Genomic DNA, 18,043 nt, shown 5'->3' with positions numbered 1-18,043 from the left:
AGAATGGTAAACATTGGAAAGAAAACACCGCAGGGGCAGCCGCCCGCAATGAAGCATTACGAACGACGAAGCGTCTCGGCCGAGCCATCTGGAAGAAGTGGAGCGGCTACCATCGGCGTAGCTTGGTTGAAACCAAGATGCGGTGCTTCAAACTGCTTGGCGAACGGGTGATGTCGCGAGACTTTGATCGTCAGGTTGCCGAACTGCAAATCCGAGCGGCATTGCTGAACCGCTTCACGCAGCTCGGGATACCGGAAACGGTACGCGTAGGATAACTCCATCCGGGGTTGGGGACGCTTGGACCGAATTGGGTTTGTGCAACAAAGCCGTTCTCTTCTGATCTTGTGGCAATCAGCCGCAAGCGGTACAGATCAGCTATTGCCCTATACCCGCAGCGCCCCATGCTTTGGCCGCATCGCCTATAGCGCCCGCTAATCGTCCAAGCCAAGATTCAAGCAGCGGCTGAATGCGAACTTCCAGAAACTGGATGTCGTTAGCCGACATGCCGACCTCCGCAAAGGAGGTCTTCCACCTCGAACTGATCTTAAAAAACAACTCAGCGATCACCATGCCAGCTTCAGTCCGCGAGTAATAAAAATGGTGAGCCTCGTCCAATATCTGCGATATTGTCGGAGAGGCATTGCTTCCGGTTAACGGCATCCCCATGTACTGCAGGTTCGTGCCTTGTGGGTGAATGTCGAATACCGGAGCGAGCCGGTACTTTCCATCCCCAGCATGCAAGAACCCATGATTCTTCACATGATCATCGGTATTATCGATCAGCATATTAAAAATCATCCTGCGGAATAGCTCTTGGCAGTCCTCCTTGGGAGCGGCCCCAAAGCGGGTGATTGCCTTGGCCAGATCTACATAGCTTCCCTCGCCAGATTCATAGCGGACATTCAGTAGTCCCGCTGCCGACAGATAATGGATGCGTACTTCGCCGGTCGCAGTCCTGGCACGATCAAATCGTTTGACCAATAAAGCATTACCACCGTTAATCTGGACGCACCGGTAAGGCCCAACCTGAATCCTGCACTGGGCCGCCAAGTCCAAGGCACCGGCCTCGGCATACTGGTAATCAAAGAGATCATCGTGGAGAGGGAATTTGGCCAGCCACAATTCTTCATCAACATGAATGCTTGTTTTGGGTCTTGCACCACCCAGCGAGCCACCTTGGTTTAGCAACCGACGGACATTTATGGGTACTTCATCGCCATATTGAATCGCCATAGCCATTCGGTATAAGTCGTCCAGTGATAATGTTTCTTCCGCTATTCTGCTCGGTTCTTCGTCCATCACGACCACTGCACCAACGCGATTGGTGTTGGTCATGCGCAGCATGTCCAGATCATCCAGCGACCGTCCGGCATTGGCCGCAGTAAGCACAAGTCTGCCCCATGCATCCGGCAAGGAGTCCAGCAAATAGGGAGGGAGAGCGCCACCATCTCGAATTCGTGCCGCCGGCAACCTGTTAATCGGCCTGGCCAGATCAGGATCAGGATGAAACCGTAGCGAATGGGTCGCCATGTACTGCGTACCGTAACTGAGCGTGCCTTCCTCCAGGACCCCAATACGCTGGATCTTCAGTAGCGCAGCCTTGGTTGGCAGGGGCTGGTTGGGCTGGTACAAACCAAGCAATAGGGTGTGGATCTGAGTGTCCATCAGAAATCCAGCTCATCTTTTCGTGGGATGGTACCGTTGCTGGATCGCACACGCTTTGGGAGGGTGTTGGTCTGGGTAAGGGCCTCAATCGGCACCGGTGCCACCCCGGAAAGGCTGTCCAATGCACCATGGATTGCGAGTGCTTTAGCCAGCAGTCCTATTTGAGTCGTCGGTGCGCCTTTCTCCAGCGCAGTGTAGGTTGCTGCGGAACATTGCAAGCGCTCAGCCATCTGAGCAATCGTGTCCTTGCGCAGAATTCGAAGAACCTTTAGCCGATCGCCAACCTGCGTGAGATATGTCTGTGTTGAGGCATCAACTGCACTCATTCTGACTTGCTTCTTCATATTAAAATGTGTCTTATGGCTATTAATGCATAATATAATAGCGCTTAAAGTGATTGCAAGAACATCCTCGGCATGCAGCTCACGATGCGCGAGTCCGGCGATGCTAGACATCGACCTTTGGCCCTCTTCCCGGTTTGATATCTTCCCCCACCTGAAGGCGGAGGATTCCTATGGCGCTCAGGCGCGGCATTGAGCAGCTCCTGAGTCGCTTAGGCGGGCTCCTGCTGCTGGCGGCATTACCTCACCGCTCACTTCTCAGACGCATCGGGCGTGCCCCACCCTGAGAATGTTGATCGCGCCGACCAGATCAGCGTTTTCTTCGAATCCACATCCGACACAGTAGAAATCCGCTTGCGTCTGCCGGTTCTCCGCTAATACATACTCGCAGGCCGGGCACGTCCAGCTCGTGTTCTGCGGTGGCACCGCGATGAGATAGCGGCCATTCCATGCCAGCTTGTAATCCATTTGGCGGCGGAATTTGAACCAACCATGGTCGAGAATGGTTTTGTTAAGGCCGGATGCTCGTGATCATAATGGCGAGGAAATTTGGCAGACTATTGGCGATGCAGTGTCTGCCGCAGATGCAGATGCTGCTCTCGGCGTACAAATCCGATACCGAGATCGAGTCTCTCAGCCTCCAGTTCCACACTCAAAACGGTCATACGCTGGCGCCGACAGATTCAATCGGGCAAAAATCCCGTACTCATCACTTCTTCCAACGTCCACGGGCATTGTTCTGAGAACAGTGCTTCTGTGAGGCCCGTTTCAACCTCTACCCAGCCTTTGGCCTTGGAATAGGCTTTGAGGATGGTCGCTTCCATCTTCGGACGGAGACTTGGGTTCTCTTCCAAGACGTCCTCGACTTCTCTACGCAGATTCTTGATTTTGATCCCGAAACACCGACTGCGAAGTACCGGCTGGAATTGCCATTTCAGCAGATGTTGCAATAGATGCCCAAGCCTCAAGTTGACATCCTCCCCCGCCTAAAGGCGGGGGAGGATGTCAACACCCAGCCTACCCGCATCTATGACGCACGGGCAGGGAAGTTTGTTGGGGAGCAGCCCCCTCACCTAGACGGAACAAAGCTGCGCGGAGAAGATGGCAAGGTGTATGTTGTGCAAGGGGGAGTCCCTGTGCTGCAGGGGTAGCTGGGAGAAAGTGTAGGCCCCGGTGCCTCTGCTCAGTATCTGAGGGGTTAGGCTAGTGCCTGCAGGCGATCCAGCGTGTCGGGGTAGCGCTCAACCATCTTGAGCAGAACAGCCGCCTGTTCATTCGGCTTGGCGCGCCCCTGCTCCCAGCTCTCCAAGGTGCGCTCCTTGATGTGCAAAGTACGGGCGAAAACCGGGCGGGAGAGGTGCAGTCGTTCACGCAACGCAGCAATTTCTTGCGGGCTGATGGTGACGTGGGTGGGTACGGCGACGGAATACGTGCGCAACGTGCGCTTGCCCTCGCGCGATTCAGCCAGCGCGGCCATGCCTTCTTGCAGCTCGGCAAACAGATTGCGTTTCATTTTGGTGATCTCCTTGCTTGCAGTTCCTGCTCAAGCATTTTGGCAAAGGCCTTGCGCTCGTCTTTGGTCAGGTCGTCCATCTCATCTTTGTCGTACAGGGTAAACAACCAGATCTGCTGCCCGGCGACGTAGCGGTAGTACAGCACCCGCAGACCGCTGCGCGTTCCCTTTTGCCGACGCTTGTCGGTAAAGCGCAATTTACGCAAGCCGCCGGTATCCGGTATCACATTTCCCGCTTCCGGGTTGTCCAGTAACAGCAGTTGCAGGCGACGGAATCCCTCGTCATCCAAATACTCTGCGCGGTAAAGACTGAACGCCGGCAGTTCGACAAAGAGTTGTTTCATGGTGAAAGTGTACGCGAATTACGTAGTTCCGCAAGTGGTGTATTAATCGCGCCCCACCAGTTGCCGCAGAGTTTGATGCCATCTACGGCCCCGGTGCCTCTGCTCAATACCTAAAAGGCTAGATTCGTGGGGCAGCTTGGTGTGCGATTAAAGCAGCTCTCGCAGCTCGTTTAGCACAATATGCTCGGTACGAGCCAGATCTGGTAAGAGCGCAGCATAGCTGGCCGGGTCTTGCGGGTCGCGCAGTTGGTCGCGCAGCTTGCGCTTGCACTCCGCGCTGTCGAGGCCTGGGGGTTGGCCCATTAGCTCAAGCAGCAGCCCTTCCAGACAATGCGGCCGGATCACTACCAGATGCCCGCGCTGTCGTCTGAGCTCGTCTTTTTTGGCGGGGCTGGCCGGGATGTCTGCGTCGCACACCGCCACCAGTCGGTCAAAGCCGGACTGACAGCGCGCCGTCCCTAGTAGCGTGTGAATCACGTTATCCGCCCCTTTGCCACCCGCAGGTCGAACTGTCACCTTGGCGGCCCCTGGGAGGTGACAGCGCAACTGCACCAGATGGCGAATAAACGCGACATCGCTTGGCCCTTCGCACAAGATTAGTACCGTGCTTTTGGCTTGCCGTTGATGCCTTCTCATAATTCTGGAACACCGCCATAGGCACCTGCGAGATACTTGGCGGCAAAGTTGTCACGCCTGCCGACGCCTTGCATGTCGCGTAGCGACCACGCCTCGCTGTAACCGTCGCGCTTTTCGACCAGTACGATTTGCGGCTGATGCAACTGGCTGATCAGCTCCGCGGCGTGGGTGGTGCACAGCAATTGCGCGCGGTGTGGGTTGAGCTCGGGCTGCAGAAACAAATCGAGCAGTGCTTGACGCATATGCGGGTGCAGGTCGGTTTCTAGTTCGTCGATCACCGCTAGGCCGCCTTGATGCAGAGCTGGTAGCACCGCACCGAGCAAAGCAAATAGCGATTGTGTGCCACTCGATTCGGCGGCCAGCTCACGCCTGATCACGCGCTCGCCGCGCCGATGTACCGCAATTGGTACGGAGTAGCGCCGTTCAGCCTGGCCATCGTGCCAAGTGCGCTCATCAAATTCGATGTCGGATACATCGATGTCCCAGCGCTGCAATTGGGCTACGGCCTGACGCAATCGCTCAGGGTGGGCGCAAAAGAAACTGGTGGCCAGGCTGGAGCGTAATGCGGATGGATAGCGGCCAAACAAGTCGATATTGGCGTTGATTGATTGCCGGAAAAAGCGCCACACTGGCATTAGTTCGGTGACGTTGTGCTGGGCGCACCACGAGAGCAGCGTCACGTCGCGCCGTAACTCACGCGCCTGTGCGCGGCCGGCTCCCACTACGCGCGGAGGGGCATCGTCGCCACCATCCTGCCGCTCGAAAACACGGCGGAACGCGCGTGTGCCCTTGACCTTGAGGGTTTCGGACAAGATGCCTGCGGCGCTTAACGCCAGCGTGTAACGATAAATCTGCTTGTCACCAGCTTCAAATTCGATCTCAAAGGTACTGGCTTCGTCCTGGTGTAAGTCATGAGCTAGAAGTGGGCCCATGCTGTCTGGTGGGGATAGGAATGAATCGGCAGCGATGTCGGCCAGCGTCACCAGCGCTCGGATCGCGTTGCTTTTGCCCGATGCGTTGGCGCCGAGCACCGCCAGGACGGTGGAGACCCGATCGCCGCGCTCCGTCAGCAATGCCAGATGATCGTCTGGCTCGCCCGCAGTAAGGCGAAAATCCAGTGTCAGTGGGTTATGAAATGACTTGAAGTTACTGGCAGAGAAATAGTAAATCATGGGCTTTTTGGCGTTAATCTGCAAAAAATTGCAGAATTCAAACAAGTATTGATGTTTTTTATGGGGAAGGCAAGCAGTTGTGCGCTTAGCGTGCATCATCCAGCCAAGCGGCATAGCTCGATATGTGAACTGCCCCGCGCTCGGCGGGGCTGTTGCTTATGCCGCTACGGGGCCAAGCTCGCCGGCCAGCTTAGCAAGTCCTTTTGCTGTGACAAGAACCTGCGTCACCACTTTGTCTCTAGCCGAAGAGGATGGCTCAGTTTTGAGCCATGTCACGAGATAGCCGGATTTCCGGCTATCCAGTCAAAACAAGGGCTTGGCAGTTTTCCCCCAAACGGGGGAAAAGATCGCCCGTCTTTATGCCGCCTTGCGCAAATCGTGCCGTAGCGTTCTGCCCTTGTCTTGCAGGACGCGCAGGTTGAACAGCAGCGCCTCAAGATGCTCGATTGCGCCGCGTGCCACCATTGCTGAAGCAGCGGACGCCACAGCGAATTCGCGCATGAATTCATCCATTTCCCGTGCGGACTGCAGCTCAGGCATGGTATCGGGAGGCAGCAGTTCGCCTTCCAGCGCCACCCTGCTCATCAGGCTGACCACATTGATGAAGTCCTCGGGTGGCACTTCCTTGTAGCTCACGCCGAATTTCGACTTGACCGCTGACCAGAGCGTAATGGCCAGCTTCGCCTGCTTGTCCTTGGGGGCCGCCGCTACCAGCGCCTTATGGTGCCGTCTTTACGGCATCCTGCTGCTCGATGGTCAGGCCATTGGGCAGGACCTTGCGGGTTTGCTCTTTTCGGTAGTTGCTCTGGATGTGTTGCTCCATCGCATTGAACGCGGCGATGTAGCCTTCCTTGATGGCGCGGCCTGTTTGCCGGTGAAGCCCATGACCAGAAACATGAAGCCGTCCTTGGTCATTTCGTAGGCTTTGTACTGGTTCCTGCGGAGCCCGGACCCTGATTTTCCTGATAGCTATTCATGGATGGCCGCGTCGACCAGCTGCCTCGGGCGGGGTAGTAATGCTGCATGGCAGACCGACATTGACGGGCGTGGCCGCAATGATGCGGCCGGCGTGGTAACAGGCTGGACTGGCGTACCCCCAATTATGTAGGCGTCCTCGGGCGCGTAGGGGCGAGCCATGCCGATAACGGTGTGTGACGGCCAGCTGGACAGCTGGAAATGGCAGGATACTGGCAAAGGAGTGCTGACCAGCAGGCAGACCGATAACTGGCGCGTGGCTGGCGCCGGTATCCCGCAGCTGCAATACGGCCTATCTAGTGACGACTGGCGCTGGCAGGAGCGTTTGCCCGGCATTGTCACCAGCAGGATTTCGGATGCTGTGCGCTGGAGTGATGGCGTTCTGGTGACGCAGACGGGCAAGCTGACCGATACAACCAGCTGGCTGATATTTAGAGCGTGATGGATCGAACTGCTACGGATGCTGCAGTGGCAAAAAGCAACATGGCCCTCAACCAGCAGCAGGTTACCCAGCTACGCAATCAGCTGCTCGGCCTGAACGACCAAAATGACCCACAGGGCCAGTAGCGGCGGCAGCTGGGTATGCAGATCGGGATTATGACCGGGGCGAAGGCGGAGAATCCCAAGGATTATCTGATGACATCGGGAGGCGGGCAGGTGTGGGACACTAAGGCCAACGCCGTGCTCACCCGCGCCTTGCCACGCTTGACCTTGTCGACGGCGGTTTTCATGGTATCGTAAATGCCTCGGCGCGGGATGCCGCCCAAGACGGTAAACGCCTTGGTTTGCGCATCGAACAGCATCTCGTGACTTTGCGTCGGGTAGGCCTGCACCACAAACGCCCGACTGGCGCACAGCTTCAAGTGCGCAGCCAAAATCTTGCGCCAGATGCCACCAATCACCAGCCGTTCTTCGCTCTAGTCAAACTGGAAGGCCTCACCCAGTTCAAACTGCAGCGGCACAAAGGCGCGCCCCCGTGTTGCTCCGCCTTGGACTCGCCACTGCCGGATATAGTCGGTGACCCTGCTGTAACTGCCGGTATATCCCGCTGCCTTCAATTCGGCAAACAGCTTCAGCGCGCTACGCCGCTCGCGCTTGGGCCGGTGCAGGTCGGTTTCCAGTGCCTTGGTCAGCAGCTCAGCAAACGGCGTCAACTTGCTGTCGGCGATGCGCTGGCGCCGGTAGGTCGGCACGGTACCCTCGGTCTCCTTGAGCCAGCCCCGGATCGTCTTGCATGTCAGTCCAGTACGTCGCTCGATCTCGGATAAGGACAGATGGTCGCGGTAAAACAGCCGGCGGATTATTCCCAGTTCTTTCATGGTGATCACTCCGTTCTCCTGCTGAAAAATTCAGCAGATGGATTGAACACCCTGGGTAATTTTTAGTGAGTAGAACCCGCTAAAACTGGGTAATTTTCAACGCGTACGCACAGGCTAGTTCAAGCAGGATGCGTGCCGATTTGTGCAACAAAATTCGTTCGCTCCCTTACTCTTCACTACCCAGATTTTTCGTTTCAAGGTCATATTTGATATAGTAAATCGGCAGCAAAAATTTTCTTCTTAAATTTTCCAAATACTTCTTGGACTCATGCGAAATATTAACCGGGCCTACGACAATTAATCTAGAAGCTCGAGACTCGTCTGGGTAATACGCATACTCCATAAGCTGTGCCAATGCCTCGCGGATGCACTGCTTCGAAGTATTTGCCGTCTTCAATTCATAGAAGACATAGCCATCAGAGGATCGAACCGCGACATCAATTTTTGTACCAAACCCAGTTTCCTGTTCACAGGATACATTGTCCTTTCCATAGATTTCAGCGAGTTGCTCGTATATCTGCTCTTGCATCTGGTTGTGCACCAGATCAATCTCCTTCTTCTGACTACTATAGCTAGCAGTAGTGCTATCCTTCTTCGCAGTAAAACCGGGCGTGAAATGAAACTTTCGATCTTCAATACCTAGCGGATTTCCTACTTTGTTCTTCAGGTTGTAATAGTCCGACTTAACCGCTGGATCCTTCGATGAGAACAATCGTGGCTCCTCAAGAAGATGCATGTCCTCAGGGCGGAACTTTATGCAGCAGAAGCTATCTGGATTTATGTCCTTAAATTCATCTACATCTGCGCCTACGGCTTCTAGTTGGGCGAACATTTCTTTTAGCCACCCATTTTTCATGTAGGTCGCATGCACCGATCGGGATTCATCCGAGGAAACAACGTGGATGTTATGGATCTCGCCTAACCACCAGCGCTCCTTCTTTGCGCTATTGATTGTGTAAAAGGAGATATTGAATATCTCTCCTTCATACTTCTCGCGATGCTGCCCAATTGCTTGGATATACGCGTAGTGGTATCCATTGACCAACTTGCTTACGTCGAACAACCATTCCTCGTGTCCGTAGCCGGTCTTAGTTTCATACGCGCCAGAACTGCCACTTGCGACCTTGCCTGCTTTGCCTGATGGGTATTGCCATTTGTTAGCGTTCCAACAGATCCGCGCCACTTTTTCTTCGTTCATACCCACCTCTTCTAGAAGAACTTAATTATATGAAGACACTCTACGCATGCAAAATTTCCTCTTGGTGTACGTAGAAATTGATCAAAATGTGATGAGATAAGGCAGTACGCCCTATGTTGCATGATCAAAACACACCACCAGAACAAGAATTGCATTAGATTTAATTAAATTAGCAAGAGAAACAGCAACAATCTTGCTAAGATGCTCTCATTTGTAAGCAAAAAACTTCGTGACCACGCCATCCGATCTTAGAGACAACCAGCCTAATTTCGGTCTTCTTGCTCATTTGCATAGCAGGGTTTGGCCAGCCCATAAGCTATTTGCGTTGAGCCGTAAGCTCGTGCATCGAGACATGGCTGCCTCAGCCTGATACCCGCAAATATTCATGTTCAATTCTGCTCAGCGTTCAACTTTACTGTATGCAAGAGCATTCTGAATGTTTCCCAAAGGCAGCCTCCACTGATCAAGAGTTCAACTACTGGACATAAGCAAACCAGCGCTCCAGCAAGGCGCGCTCGACCTTTTGCACATCTCCGGCGGGATAACTGATGCTCAACTTTAGCGACTCCGGATCGTTCAGCCAGCAGCTGATAAAGGGAAGTCTGTGGTTGAGTTCAAGTAGTCTTGCCAGACTCAGTGCCATCGGCTCAATGTCGCTGAAGTGCTTAGCCAATGCCGAATGTTTAACCGTAGTATTCAGCCTTTCTACATTCCCGTTATCCGATTCGATCAGCACCCAGTTGGCACTTCCAGCAGTAGCTGGGTGCCACTTGCCTTCCATAGTCAACACATCGTGTTGTTCATCGTGCAGAAAATGAGTGACTTGGAGTTGTGAAAGTGTCAAATCTCGTTCGCCATTGAAGAGTTCAAACTCAAGCCGATCCGCGTAATGCAGCACCTGATGAAAAGCGAACTCCATTTCTGATCGGGACAAGAATGCCAAGCGTCCGTTATCCGGAAAGACGGGCAGATCCACCCGAACGTACAGATAGAAATGGCTATTTGCCGCATCAGGGTTCAAGGCCATGCGTGCAAGTGGGTATTCCTGAGCTAGCTTCACGCCCAGCTCAGGCAGAATCTCGTCGTACACGCCATTGATCCCGGCCAGATCAGCACGAGTGGCGATCGGTGAAATCAGCGACAAATAGTAAACAGGCGCACTGACAAGCACCGAAAACTCGGCAGAGCTGTGCTGTTCGACCAGAACCGGTTGCCTTCGTAATTGTCCGCAGCGATCGACCATAGAATCAATCACGAGAATCGCGTTCGGATTATGCTCATTTTCTGCCACCGAATACTTCTTGTACGCCGTAGATGAGAGGATTTGCGCAAGCAAAGCTTGAACATGCTTAGCGATATCAGGCTGATCGTACCCTTCACTAGGCCGGTACGTCTGATGAGTCTCGAACGTTGCTGGATACGGATCGCCCTGCAAGGACTGCGCATTCTTGGGGGTTCGCAGGTATTCACGCCAGTTTTCCCGAGTCAGCTCGACTGAGCGATCAAATGCCTCTTGAACACAGGCGTCCATTTTTTCTTCGACATGGAACTTTCTGGCAATGAATGACGCAACCTGATCTTCATCGACCGAATTCGTGAGAAACGGATAGTGGATCGCCAGCTCAGCCTGTCCTGTTTCCCTGAGCATGGCGTTAACCTTGCCAAACAGGCGATCAACGCGGCCCACGCGCTGCTCATTATCACCAGGTGAGCCTGCCAATCCGTAATGATGAACCTTGCGACACTGCAGATGCAGATTCACCCCCTCCTGAAACACCGATGTAGCGACCAGCACATTCGGGTAAAAGGGGCTGTTAAAGCCTAAAATCAGGCGTTGCCGATTATCCGACTGACCACTGGCATACCATGCCGGATTCTGCAGCGAGGTCAGGACGCGCCACTCTTTCTCCCATTCCCCTGGCTTGTGATCGATGATTTTCTCACACAGCATTTCAAAGCTATCTAGCGCACTTCTAAAATAGGCAAGCAGCAAGGAATGCTTGATACGCCCCTGATCGGCGACAAACGCCATGAAGTCAGCGTACCTATTCTGCACATCCTTTGTCGAAGAGCCAGACAAACGATTGAATTCCGTGAACCAGCCGTAAAGTTCGACCATCACCGGGCTTGCGAACAAAAAACCCGCTTTGATGTAGTTGGCAAAATTCTCGGCAACATCTGGCCTCGTTTTTGCCCACCCGGACAATATGTGTTGATGCGCCGCGGAGAGCTCCGGGTAGACCAGCGACCATACCGTTTTGATCTCGGCATCATAGGTTCTCGCTTCGTATGCGCGCGATGTCACTTCAGCGTACCTGGCAAAGACAGGATGTCGCGCAAAGCGCGCATCCCTTGCGGCGCTGACATAATTCGCCCGGACCTTCCCCCCCTGAAGGTACTGGTAATAGTCCCTGTACCCTTCTTGCATGTAGTCCCTGGCGGGCTCGAGAAACATTGCAAACGCACTTTCCGGCTTTCTGAAGCGCAAACTGACATTGGTCGCATCCGTGCGACCGTTCTTGCCCTTTTTGACGACAAACAGATCCGCGATGGATGAGCCAAGATAGGCATCACCCTCGGAGTCGGGGTGAGATGCTTCATCATCTTCCAGCTCTTCCTCAGACTCCACCGATCCGGACTGACAACTCCGGACCAGCTCATCGAAGCCTGCTCTAGACCATGCCGGAGTGGATTTACGCCATTTCTCAACCGCCGGATCATCTTCGCTCAACCCCCAGGCCAGGCAGATACGCTTTGCCAGCAGGTTGTCATAGGCTTCATTGAGCCGTTGGGTGAGCTCCCGAACAGATGGAATGCGACGAACAAAAACGAGATGCTTGTCTTCATGAAGGTCCCGATGTGCGGCAAACAGATCCACGGGCAGGCACTGGGTGACCAGCTGGCCATATTTGGGATGATCGGGCAGATGACCAAATGCAGAAGAAAACTGTCCGGTCAGTCTTGCCAGTAAATCAGTGTCCCTGGCCTTGGAAAAATCCTTGCCACTGAACTCCTCTTCCATCTCGGCCGCATCGGGAGCTTCTGCATCTGGTGCGACGACCCGGCCGACAGATTCGAATCCTTCGAGAAAGCCATACAACAGACTCTTGTTCTCCCGGGTCATTCCCAGCTCAGTCACCAGCTTTTTCTGGTACAGCGCAAAGAACAATTCCGATTCCGGTCGTTGACCGAAATCGCATGGCACATCCTTTTCACAGCGATACGCACGTTTCGAGAAGTCTTGTCCCTTGCCCTGCATGCGCCGGAAGCGGCGAAGACCGTACTTCTTCATCAGGGCATGAGCGGACACATCGTCGCCATCACCAGATGTCATGAAATAGTTCAGGATATGATGTACATCCTGTAATCGGGTATGGCTTGGCGTTGCGGTAAGCAGCAAAGCCCTCCGGGCAAGCCGAGCGCCCGGCCTACCGAAAAACTCCAGGGCTGCACTGACCCGTTGCGATCCGCCCTCACGATTGCGCAAGTAATGCGCCTCATCAACGATGATCAGATCAAACCCGGCGCCACCCAGTGCCCTCTTGATACGATCATGGAACGCTTTTGCGTACTGAGCCGCGAGGCCAGCATTGTCTTTGCCCTTTTCAGCAGATGGAACAAGCCCACTCAACGCGTGAATAGTCGTCAGAAATAGCTGCCCAGCACCTGCTTCAACCGCCGCCACCAACCCCTCCAGTTTCGGGCAGATCTGGATGGATTGAACCGGAGCGCCATCAACTCGACTCTTTACGCAGTGATCGTGTGCCCGGTAGTGGGAGCGGACAAATTCATCGTATTCACGCCGCCAATGCGCGCAGATATCTTTATTAGGAGCCATGATCAGCACTTTGGCGTCAGGCTTCATTTTCCAGAGCAGTGCCGCGACACCGAGTGCCTGGAATGTTTTACCCATTCCGACTTCATCTGCCAGCAATGCGACGCCTAGACGAGAGAGCAGATTCCATAGGTACGCCACGCCTTCTGCCTGTTTGGCAGGCATGGAAGTCGCATGAGCCTCATCGTAATGCCAATCGGGGTTATTGCGGTCGAAATTGATCCAGTTGGCTACCCCGCCGGGCAAAAGAGAACCCCATTCATGCGTCGACATAGTGGCACTCCTGCTGGATCAATTTCAGGTATTCGGATGTCAACCCGACAGGCAAATCAGGCAATGTTAGTTGCAGCGCATCCCAGCGTGATTGGGGCAGGGAAAGCTCGGAATACCCCAGCTTCTCACGCAGCGACAGCGCGGTATGACATAGGGTGCACACTTCCTGCGCAAGAAACCAGTCGAATAGGCTGGGCTCTGCTGAAGTGAATCTGTCGCGGGCTTTTTCCACCAGCTCCATCAAACAGCCAGGACGGACAAAGACCCAGCGATTGAGTTCATCCACCGCCCGAATGCTCTTCAATTTGGCCGCATAGTGGTGGGTAGCCTGGAATAGCCGGAAATAGCTAAGACTTCCAGTACTCGGGGCGAGCTCCGCCACGCCCTGTGGCTCGGATGCCAATTCCTCGACCAGGGTATCGTTGTACGACATGCCGGCAATACGAAACGGAATGTCATCATCCGATGATGGCTCATCACCAAGAACAAAGGCATTCAGCAGATCAAGCAGGGACTCGAAGGCTTGGGGTCGGCGATAGGCAAGCCCCGTTTCCGTGATCAACCCCCGAAAGACCTGCTTACCCGCGTTCAATACCTCAAAACGTCGCTCGAACAACAGTGCCGAAGAATCCGGTATGACCAGCTGTTCACTGTAATTGGGCATCCATTTGAGGGGCAAAGCCACCGGATAGCCGGGTAAACTGAGCTCATACCCCTCAGATGGCTCACCCTCATACCATTGGCCAGAGATGATGTAGGACTGCTCTCGCCAGTCAAACACGACACGAATATCAAAAGGCAGTGCATCGGGAACGTCCAGCTGCTCCTCTTGCAGCAGCCCCTCCGAGGCACAGGCATTTTTATCGACTCGAATTCGTGTCCCGACAGCATTTCGCCAAGAGCCAGGGTCTGTGATGATTACCCCGGCCTCGACATTCACATCCCGGTTCCATTCTCCTGAATCCGTTGGCAAATTAGCCCCCTTGCTGGTGAAATTCCAGGAGCCGATAGCAAGCTTGCTACCCAGTTTCCATACCTTGGCATGACAGAGCTCAGTCTGCTCATGTCGCGGAGTCGGATTGTCATAGAGACATAGCATGTCGGATTGACAAAGTGCTTGCAGCGCATCCGTCCATGGAGTGCGGATAAACTTCCCCTGAATCCGATCAGGCACCAGGTGTATTGACAGCGTTTCCCCTGCAACAAGGCTTTGCAGCTTGCCGAAAAATGCGGGTATATCCCTGGGCAGGTAAGGAGACCAGACCAGCAACTCACGTTCAGACATATCGGCAAAAAATTGCTCGATGAAGGGCTTTCCCTGAAAACTGTGTACGAATTGCCATGTTGCTTCACCATCAGGGAAAGTGTTACGGCTTGCTGGTAACCCAGCTGGCAAACCTGTTTTGGTGGCAATTTCGGCAAAAAACGTTCGCACCGAGTCATGTTGTGTTCGGGTATCGATTCGATGAAAGACAAACACTTCCTGATTTCGCCCCCAGCCACTTACCGTCAGATTGGCGCTCCCGGTCCCCAGAATCCCGTTTCCGTCTTTATCTTCCAGATATATCACCTTGGGGTGGAAAAGACTGTCTCTGGAAAATCGCCCATTCCAGCTGGCCGGACAAACGCCATGGACCGGGATTGCCGTTCGCTTGTTTCTGTCTGCCTCCATAAATCTTCTGTCGCAGAAAACACGGAAATCGATCTGTTTCTCGGTCAGCGCGACCTGGAGATGTTCATAGTCCAGACGTGTTTTGGGGGGCTCCATCGCTAGTACCGCAGGCAGCAGATACGTCTCGATGAATTCGATATTGATGTTGAAACTCGTCAGCCAGACATAGCGAAGCTCGCCAAGCGTTCCAAGTTGCTCCCTGAACTCACTCAACAACTTCATGCCATGCTCCCCTGATACCCCTGCACCAGCGACTGGAACTGGGGCAGGTAATAGCTGTGATACCAAGCGCCTTGAGGCCACTCCGCCTCGGCAGGGCAGGCCATCGGGCGCGCATGGACCCGAACATCGCCATCAATGAGATTCAACCAGGGTTGCTGGCCCCGTCCATGCATGACGCGAGCGTGATAATCCACCAGTATCCGGATCTGCTCGAGCAGGGTCGAAGCATCCGCCAAGCCAAGCAGCGCCTCAAGACGCAATCTGGCAGACCCGCCAAGCACAACGAGCAATCCAGCATTGTCCCGCAGTCGCTGCGCACGCAACGGAAGAGTTGTTTCGTCTCGGTCGAAGTCACTCCATCGCTTCATGACAGCTTCCAGAGACTGCGATTTCTTATGGGTAAGGAGGGTAAACAAAAGCATGGCATCCGCAAGAAACGGTTCCAGCTCCTCAATGTGTTCCAGCTTGGTCCGCTCTTCGAGCGACAAGTTGGTTCGATTGGTTCGTCTCATGAACTCTTGGGGCGAGAATGTCGCCTGCGGCTCGTTCTTGGCGGTTTTATCCAACACATCAAGCAAACATCCGGCAGCATCACGGTCCAGATCGGTCACTGAAAGCCAGTATTTCCGAGCATAGGAACCGACGATTTGCGGAGAGGCAAAGCCCTTGACGTAGAGCGCGGAAATTTCAGCGGGGATATCCTGAAACGCTATCATCGGCTGCCGGCTGGATTGACTTAGCAATGTCTTCAGGTGCTCGACTAGCAGCTCAGCCAGTTGGCTCAGGGACTCGTGCTGTCCGATAAAAGTCTCGGCGACCTGCCAGACCGAGGCAGAAGTAGGCAGCTGATAATGGTAGTACTTGTCGAAGAAGCCGAGCTCGATCATCGGCGTCTTGTAGCGGCCGCTAACACCAAGACTCAATTGGCGAACCAGCAGTTGACCTGGTTTTTCAACTGTAAAGGCGAGCGTGGGATTGCCGCTGCTTTCACTCCAGCGCAAACGCGCATTCGAAATGCCCAGCACACCAACAGTTTCAACACCCTGTCCCTGGTACTCATGTTGCAGCATGGAAAACACAAACAGGTTTTCCAGATAAAGCAGACAGGCGTAGCGAAATGCCAGCGAGTCCTTGGTCTCATACAGCGCAACGAGATCCTTGCTCAATTGCACTTGCGCGTCCTTGATCAGACGACGCACCAGATAGTGGTTGAACAGGTTGAGGGTGTAGTTGCGTACATCGTTGGACACGGAGTTGACACGATTTCTGAAAATTCGCTGTCCGTAGGCAGACCAGATAACCAACATCCCAAGTGGGTCGATGTACGACTCACCGCTCAAACTTTCGTCAAATTCAGTCAGGAATTTTCTTAGAAACATAAAATGGAGTTAATTATATATGACATGTCTTGTAATCTGATACCGCAAGAATCATGATTCCGTAATCATCTATTCAAGGCACTGATCGAACCATGGGTGTCAGGATTAATTGACCATATAAATGATTGAACATCAATCATGTCCCTTGGCTGGAGTCCCGCTTGGGTAAGTGCTTCGAACAGAAACTTGCCGAGAGCCTCGACTCGCTGCAGGGTGCACCAGTTCAGCCGACTTTCATATTGGATATCCCATCCACATGCTTCTGCTGCGTACTTTGTAACCTCAGGCTTGATAAAAACCCGCGACTCCGGGTGATAAAGAGCTCCGTAGTATGTGGCAATGGTCCATTTGGTACATCCGTCAGCTTTCCCAAGAACATTAACCAGCGCATCAAAGGCGGACATCCGGTTGGAGGCACTGAACAGTTCATCAAAGAGCCCCTGTGCTAGCAAAGGCTGCAATCCTGCATCCTTCAATGCAGCCTGCCATTTGATCTTTTCAAAAGAATGCAGAAGGTTGGTCTTGCTTTCGATTTTGCCTAAGCGGATACAGATTTCACCAAAGCGCCCTTCAGCGAGCATTTCGCTCCATGTTGATTCAGAAAGCAAAGAGTGGGCGAGTTCGGCAGCATTAATCTTGTAGTTCCGCTCAGACTGCAGATAGTCGGGATCCTGAAAGCCTTCTTCAAACAGCGTGCAAAAATAGCGCATGCATGCCGCCAGAGGCAGGACCTTCGCTTTGCCCGTTAACACCTGAGGTGCAAGATTCTCTAGCAAAGGATGAGCCTGCAACTCCACAGGAGCAGGACTCAAGAAAGACGTAGGCAACGCGAACTCCTTGCCACCAGCCCCGATGAAGAAAACCGAGACATAACCAGGATCTGCCTTGAAGACCTTGCCGACACCCCATTCGCTTTTCTTGCTATGCACGACGTAGTCATTTACTTGCCAGTTCATCACTTTCACTCCTGAATTCACTGCGTCATCATCACCACTTGATGCTCGGGCACGGCTCATCACTAGCTAGAACTTAGTTCGCGTGACTAGCCAATCTCCAGAGATCCAATATCCTCTCAAGCCTGCTAGATCCAGTCCCAGCGCATTATCTTTTCCGCATGGGATTTCTGCCACATCATGGTAATCGAAAGTCTCATTAGCCAATACACGCAAGCGGCTTTGTTGCACAAACCCAATTCGGTCCAAGCGTCCCCAACCCCGGATGGAGTTATCCTACGCGTACCGTTTCCGGTATCCCGAGCTGCGTGAAGCGGTTCAGCAATGCCGCTCGGATTTGCAGTTCGGCAACCTGACGATCAAAGTCTCGCGACATCACCCGTTCGCCAAGCAGTTTGAAGCACCGCATCTTGGTTTCAACCAAGCTACGCCGATGGTAGCCGCTCCACTTCTTCCAGATGGCTCGGCCGAGACGCTTCGTCGTTCGTAATGCTTCATTGCGGGCGGCTGCCCCTGCGGTGTTTTCTTTCCAATGTTTACCATTCT

The 18,043-nt window shown here is 53.7% G+C and carries 18 protein-coding genes and 2 pseudogenes; 2 read left to right on the top strand and 18 right to left on the bottom strand.

What is annotated here, in order from left to right; translation table 11 throughout:
• Positions 1–275 (top strand): annotated as a pseudogene (locus H559_RS22320) (IS5/IS1182 family transposase); the annotation flags it as partial.
• Positions 276–375: 100 nt separating this feature from the next.
• Here H559_RS22320 and H559_RS20370 read toward each other — a convergent pair.
• The 10 genes from H559_RS20370 to H559_RS22750 all read right to left on the bottom strand — a co-directional run bounded on the left by H559_RS20370 (position 376) and on the right by H559_RS22750 (position 6,586).
• Positions 376–1,665 carry a type II toxin-antitoxin system HipA family toxin gene (locus H559_RS20370; protein WP_051279437.1) on the bottom strand — a complete coding sequence of 430 codons (1,290 nt, stop codon included), beginning with the start codon at positions 1,663–1,665 and terminating at the stop codon, positions 376–378.
• Entirely contained in the window at positions 1,665–2,120 is a 456-nt protein-coding gene (locus H559_RS21850; RefSeq protein ID WP_051279435.1) for a helix-turn-helix domain-containing protein, read from the bottom strand. The genes H559_RS20370 and H559_RS21850 overlap by 1 nt, the downstream gene beginning before the upstream one ends.
• A 144-nt stretch (positions 2,121–2,264) precedes the next feature.
• Positions 2,265–2,510, bottom strand: coding sequence for a zinc ribbon domain-containing protein (locus H559_RS22315; RefSeq protein WP_211230943.1), 246 nt, complete (start codon positions 2,508–2,510; stop codon positions 2,265–2,267).
• 179 nt (positions 2,511–2,689) lie between these two features.
• Positions 2,690–2,974, bottom strand: a complete 285-nt coding sequence (locus tag H559_RS20360) for a DUF29 domain-containing protein (RefSeq protein ID WP_051279433.1) — start codon at positions 2,972–2,974, stop codon at positions 2,690–2,692.
• 230 nt (positions 2,975–3,204) lie between these two features.
• Entirely contained in the window at positions 3,205–3,519 is a 315-nt protein-coding gene (locus H559_RS0112890) for a helix-turn-helix domain-containing protein (protein WP_028453026.1), read from the bottom strand.
• The gene (locus H559_RS0112885) at positions 3,516–3,863 is read right to left on the bottom strand and encodes a hypothetical protein (protein ID WP_028453025.1); all 348 of its coding nucleotides are present in this window, start codon (positions 3,861–3,863) and stop codon (positions 3,516–3,518) included. Before H559_RS0112885 ends, H559_RS0112890 begins: the two co-directional genes overlap by 4 nt.
• Before the next feature lie 147 nt (positions 3,864–4,010).
• Positions 4,011–4,379 carry a hypothetical protein gene (locus tag H559_RS0112880; protein ID WP_155845421.1) on the bottom strand — a complete coding sequence of 123 codons (369 nt, stop codon included), beginning with the start codon at positions 4,377–4,379 and terminating at the stop codon, positions 4,011–4,013.
• Between the two features lie 116 nt (positions 4,380–4,495).
• Positions 4,496–5,770, bottom strand: coding sequence for an AAA family ATPase (locus H559_RS21840; RefSeq protein WP_162143324.1), 1,275 nt, complete (start codon positions 5,768–5,770; stop codon positions 4,496–4,498).
• Between the two features lie 258 nt (positions 5,771–6,028).
• Positions 6,029–6,307, bottom strand: coding sequence for a hypothetical protein (locus tag H559_RS0112870; RefSeq protein ID WP_028453022.1), 279 nt, complete (start codon positions 6,305–6,307; stop codon positions 6,029–6,031).
• 120 nt (positions 6,308–6,427) lie between these two features.
• On the bottom strand, positions 6,428–6,586 hold the full coding sequence (locus H559_RS22750; RefSeq protein WP_373277360.1) for a hypothetical protein: 159 nt from the start codon (positions 6,584–6,586) through the stop codon (positions 6,428–6,430).
• A gap of 220 nt (positions 6,587–6,806) precedes the next feature.
• Between H559_RS22750 and H559_RS0112860 the strand changes: the two genes are divergently transcribed.
• Positions 6,807–7,088, top strand: coding sequence for a hypothetical protein (locus H559_RS0112860; protein WP_028453020.1), 282 nt, complete (start codon positions 6,807–6,809; stop codon positions 7,086–7,088).
• A gap of 187 nt (positions 7,089–7,275) precedes the next feature.
• On the opposite strand, the gene H559_RS21835 is transcribed toward H559_RS0112860, so the two are convergent.
• From H559_RS21835 to H559_RS0112815, 8 genes and pseudogenes are all read right to left on the bottom strand, one after another.
• Positions 7,276–7,548, bottom strand: a complete 273-nt coding sequence (locus H559_RS21835; RefSeq protein WP_028453019.1) for an IS21 family transposase — start codon at positions 7,546–7,548, stop codon at positions 7,276–7,278.
• A 15-nt stretch (positions 7,549–7,563) separates the two neighbouring features.
• Positions 7,564–7,974: a hypothetical protein gene (locus H559_RS21830; RefSeq protein ID WP_028453018.1), complete on the bottom strand. Its 411-nt coding sequence runs from the start codon at positions 7,972–7,974 to the stop codon at positions 7,564–7,566.
• A gap of 157 nt (positions 7,975–8,131) precedes the next feature.
• The gene (locus tag H559_RS0112840; RefSeq protein ID WP_028453017.1) at positions 8,132–9,163 is read right to left on the bottom strand and encodes a hypothetical protein; all 1,032 of its coding nucleotides are present in this window, start codon (positions 9,161–9,163) and stop codon (positions 8,132–8,134) included.
• A 475-nt stretch (positions 9,164–9,638) separates the two neighbouring features.
• On the bottom strand, positions 9,639–13,271 hold the full coding sequence (locus H559_RS20350) for a DEAD/DEAH box helicase (protein ID WP_081413053.1): 3,633 nt from the start codon (positions 13,269–13,271) through the stop codon (positions 9,639–9,641).
• On the bottom strand, positions 13,258–15,165 hold the full coding sequence (locus tag H559_RS0112830) for a phospholipase D-like domain-containing protein (RefSeq protein WP_028453016.1): 1,908 nt from the start codon (positions 15,163–15,165) through the stop codon (positions 13,258–13,260). The genes H559_RS20350 and H559_RS0112830 overlap by 14 nt, the downstream gene beginning before the upstream one ends.
• The gene (locus H559_RS0112825; RefSeq protein ID WP_155845420.1) at positions 15,162–16,415 is read right to left on the bottom strand and encodes a hypothetical protein; all 1,254 of its coding nucleotides are present in this window, start codon (positions 16,413–16,415) and stop codon (positions 15,162–15,164) included. The genes H559_RS0112830 and H559_RS0112825 overlap by 4 nt, the downstream gene beginning before the upstream one ends.
• Positions 16,416–16,609: 194 nt before the next feature.
• Positions 16,610–17,500, bottom strand: a complete 891-nt coding sequence (locus H559_RS0112820) for a hypothetical protein (RefSeq protein ID WP_028453014.1) — start codon at positions 17,498–17,500, stop codon at positions 16,610–16,612.
• Between the two features lie 268 nt (positions 17,501–17,768).
• Positions 17,769–18,043: pseudogene (locus tag H559_RS0112815) on the bottom strand (IS5/IS1182 family transposase); the annotation flags it as partial.

The sequence above is a fragment of the Chitinilyticum aquatile DSM 21506 genome (assembly GCF_000430805.1).
Taxonomy (GTDB): Bacteria; Pseudomonadota; Gammaproteobacteria; order Burkholderiales; family Chitinibacteraceae; genus Chitinilyticum; species Chitinilyticum aquatile.
Note: the sequence above shows the minus strand (reverse complement) of the source record. Positions and strands in the feature narration are given on the sequence as shown.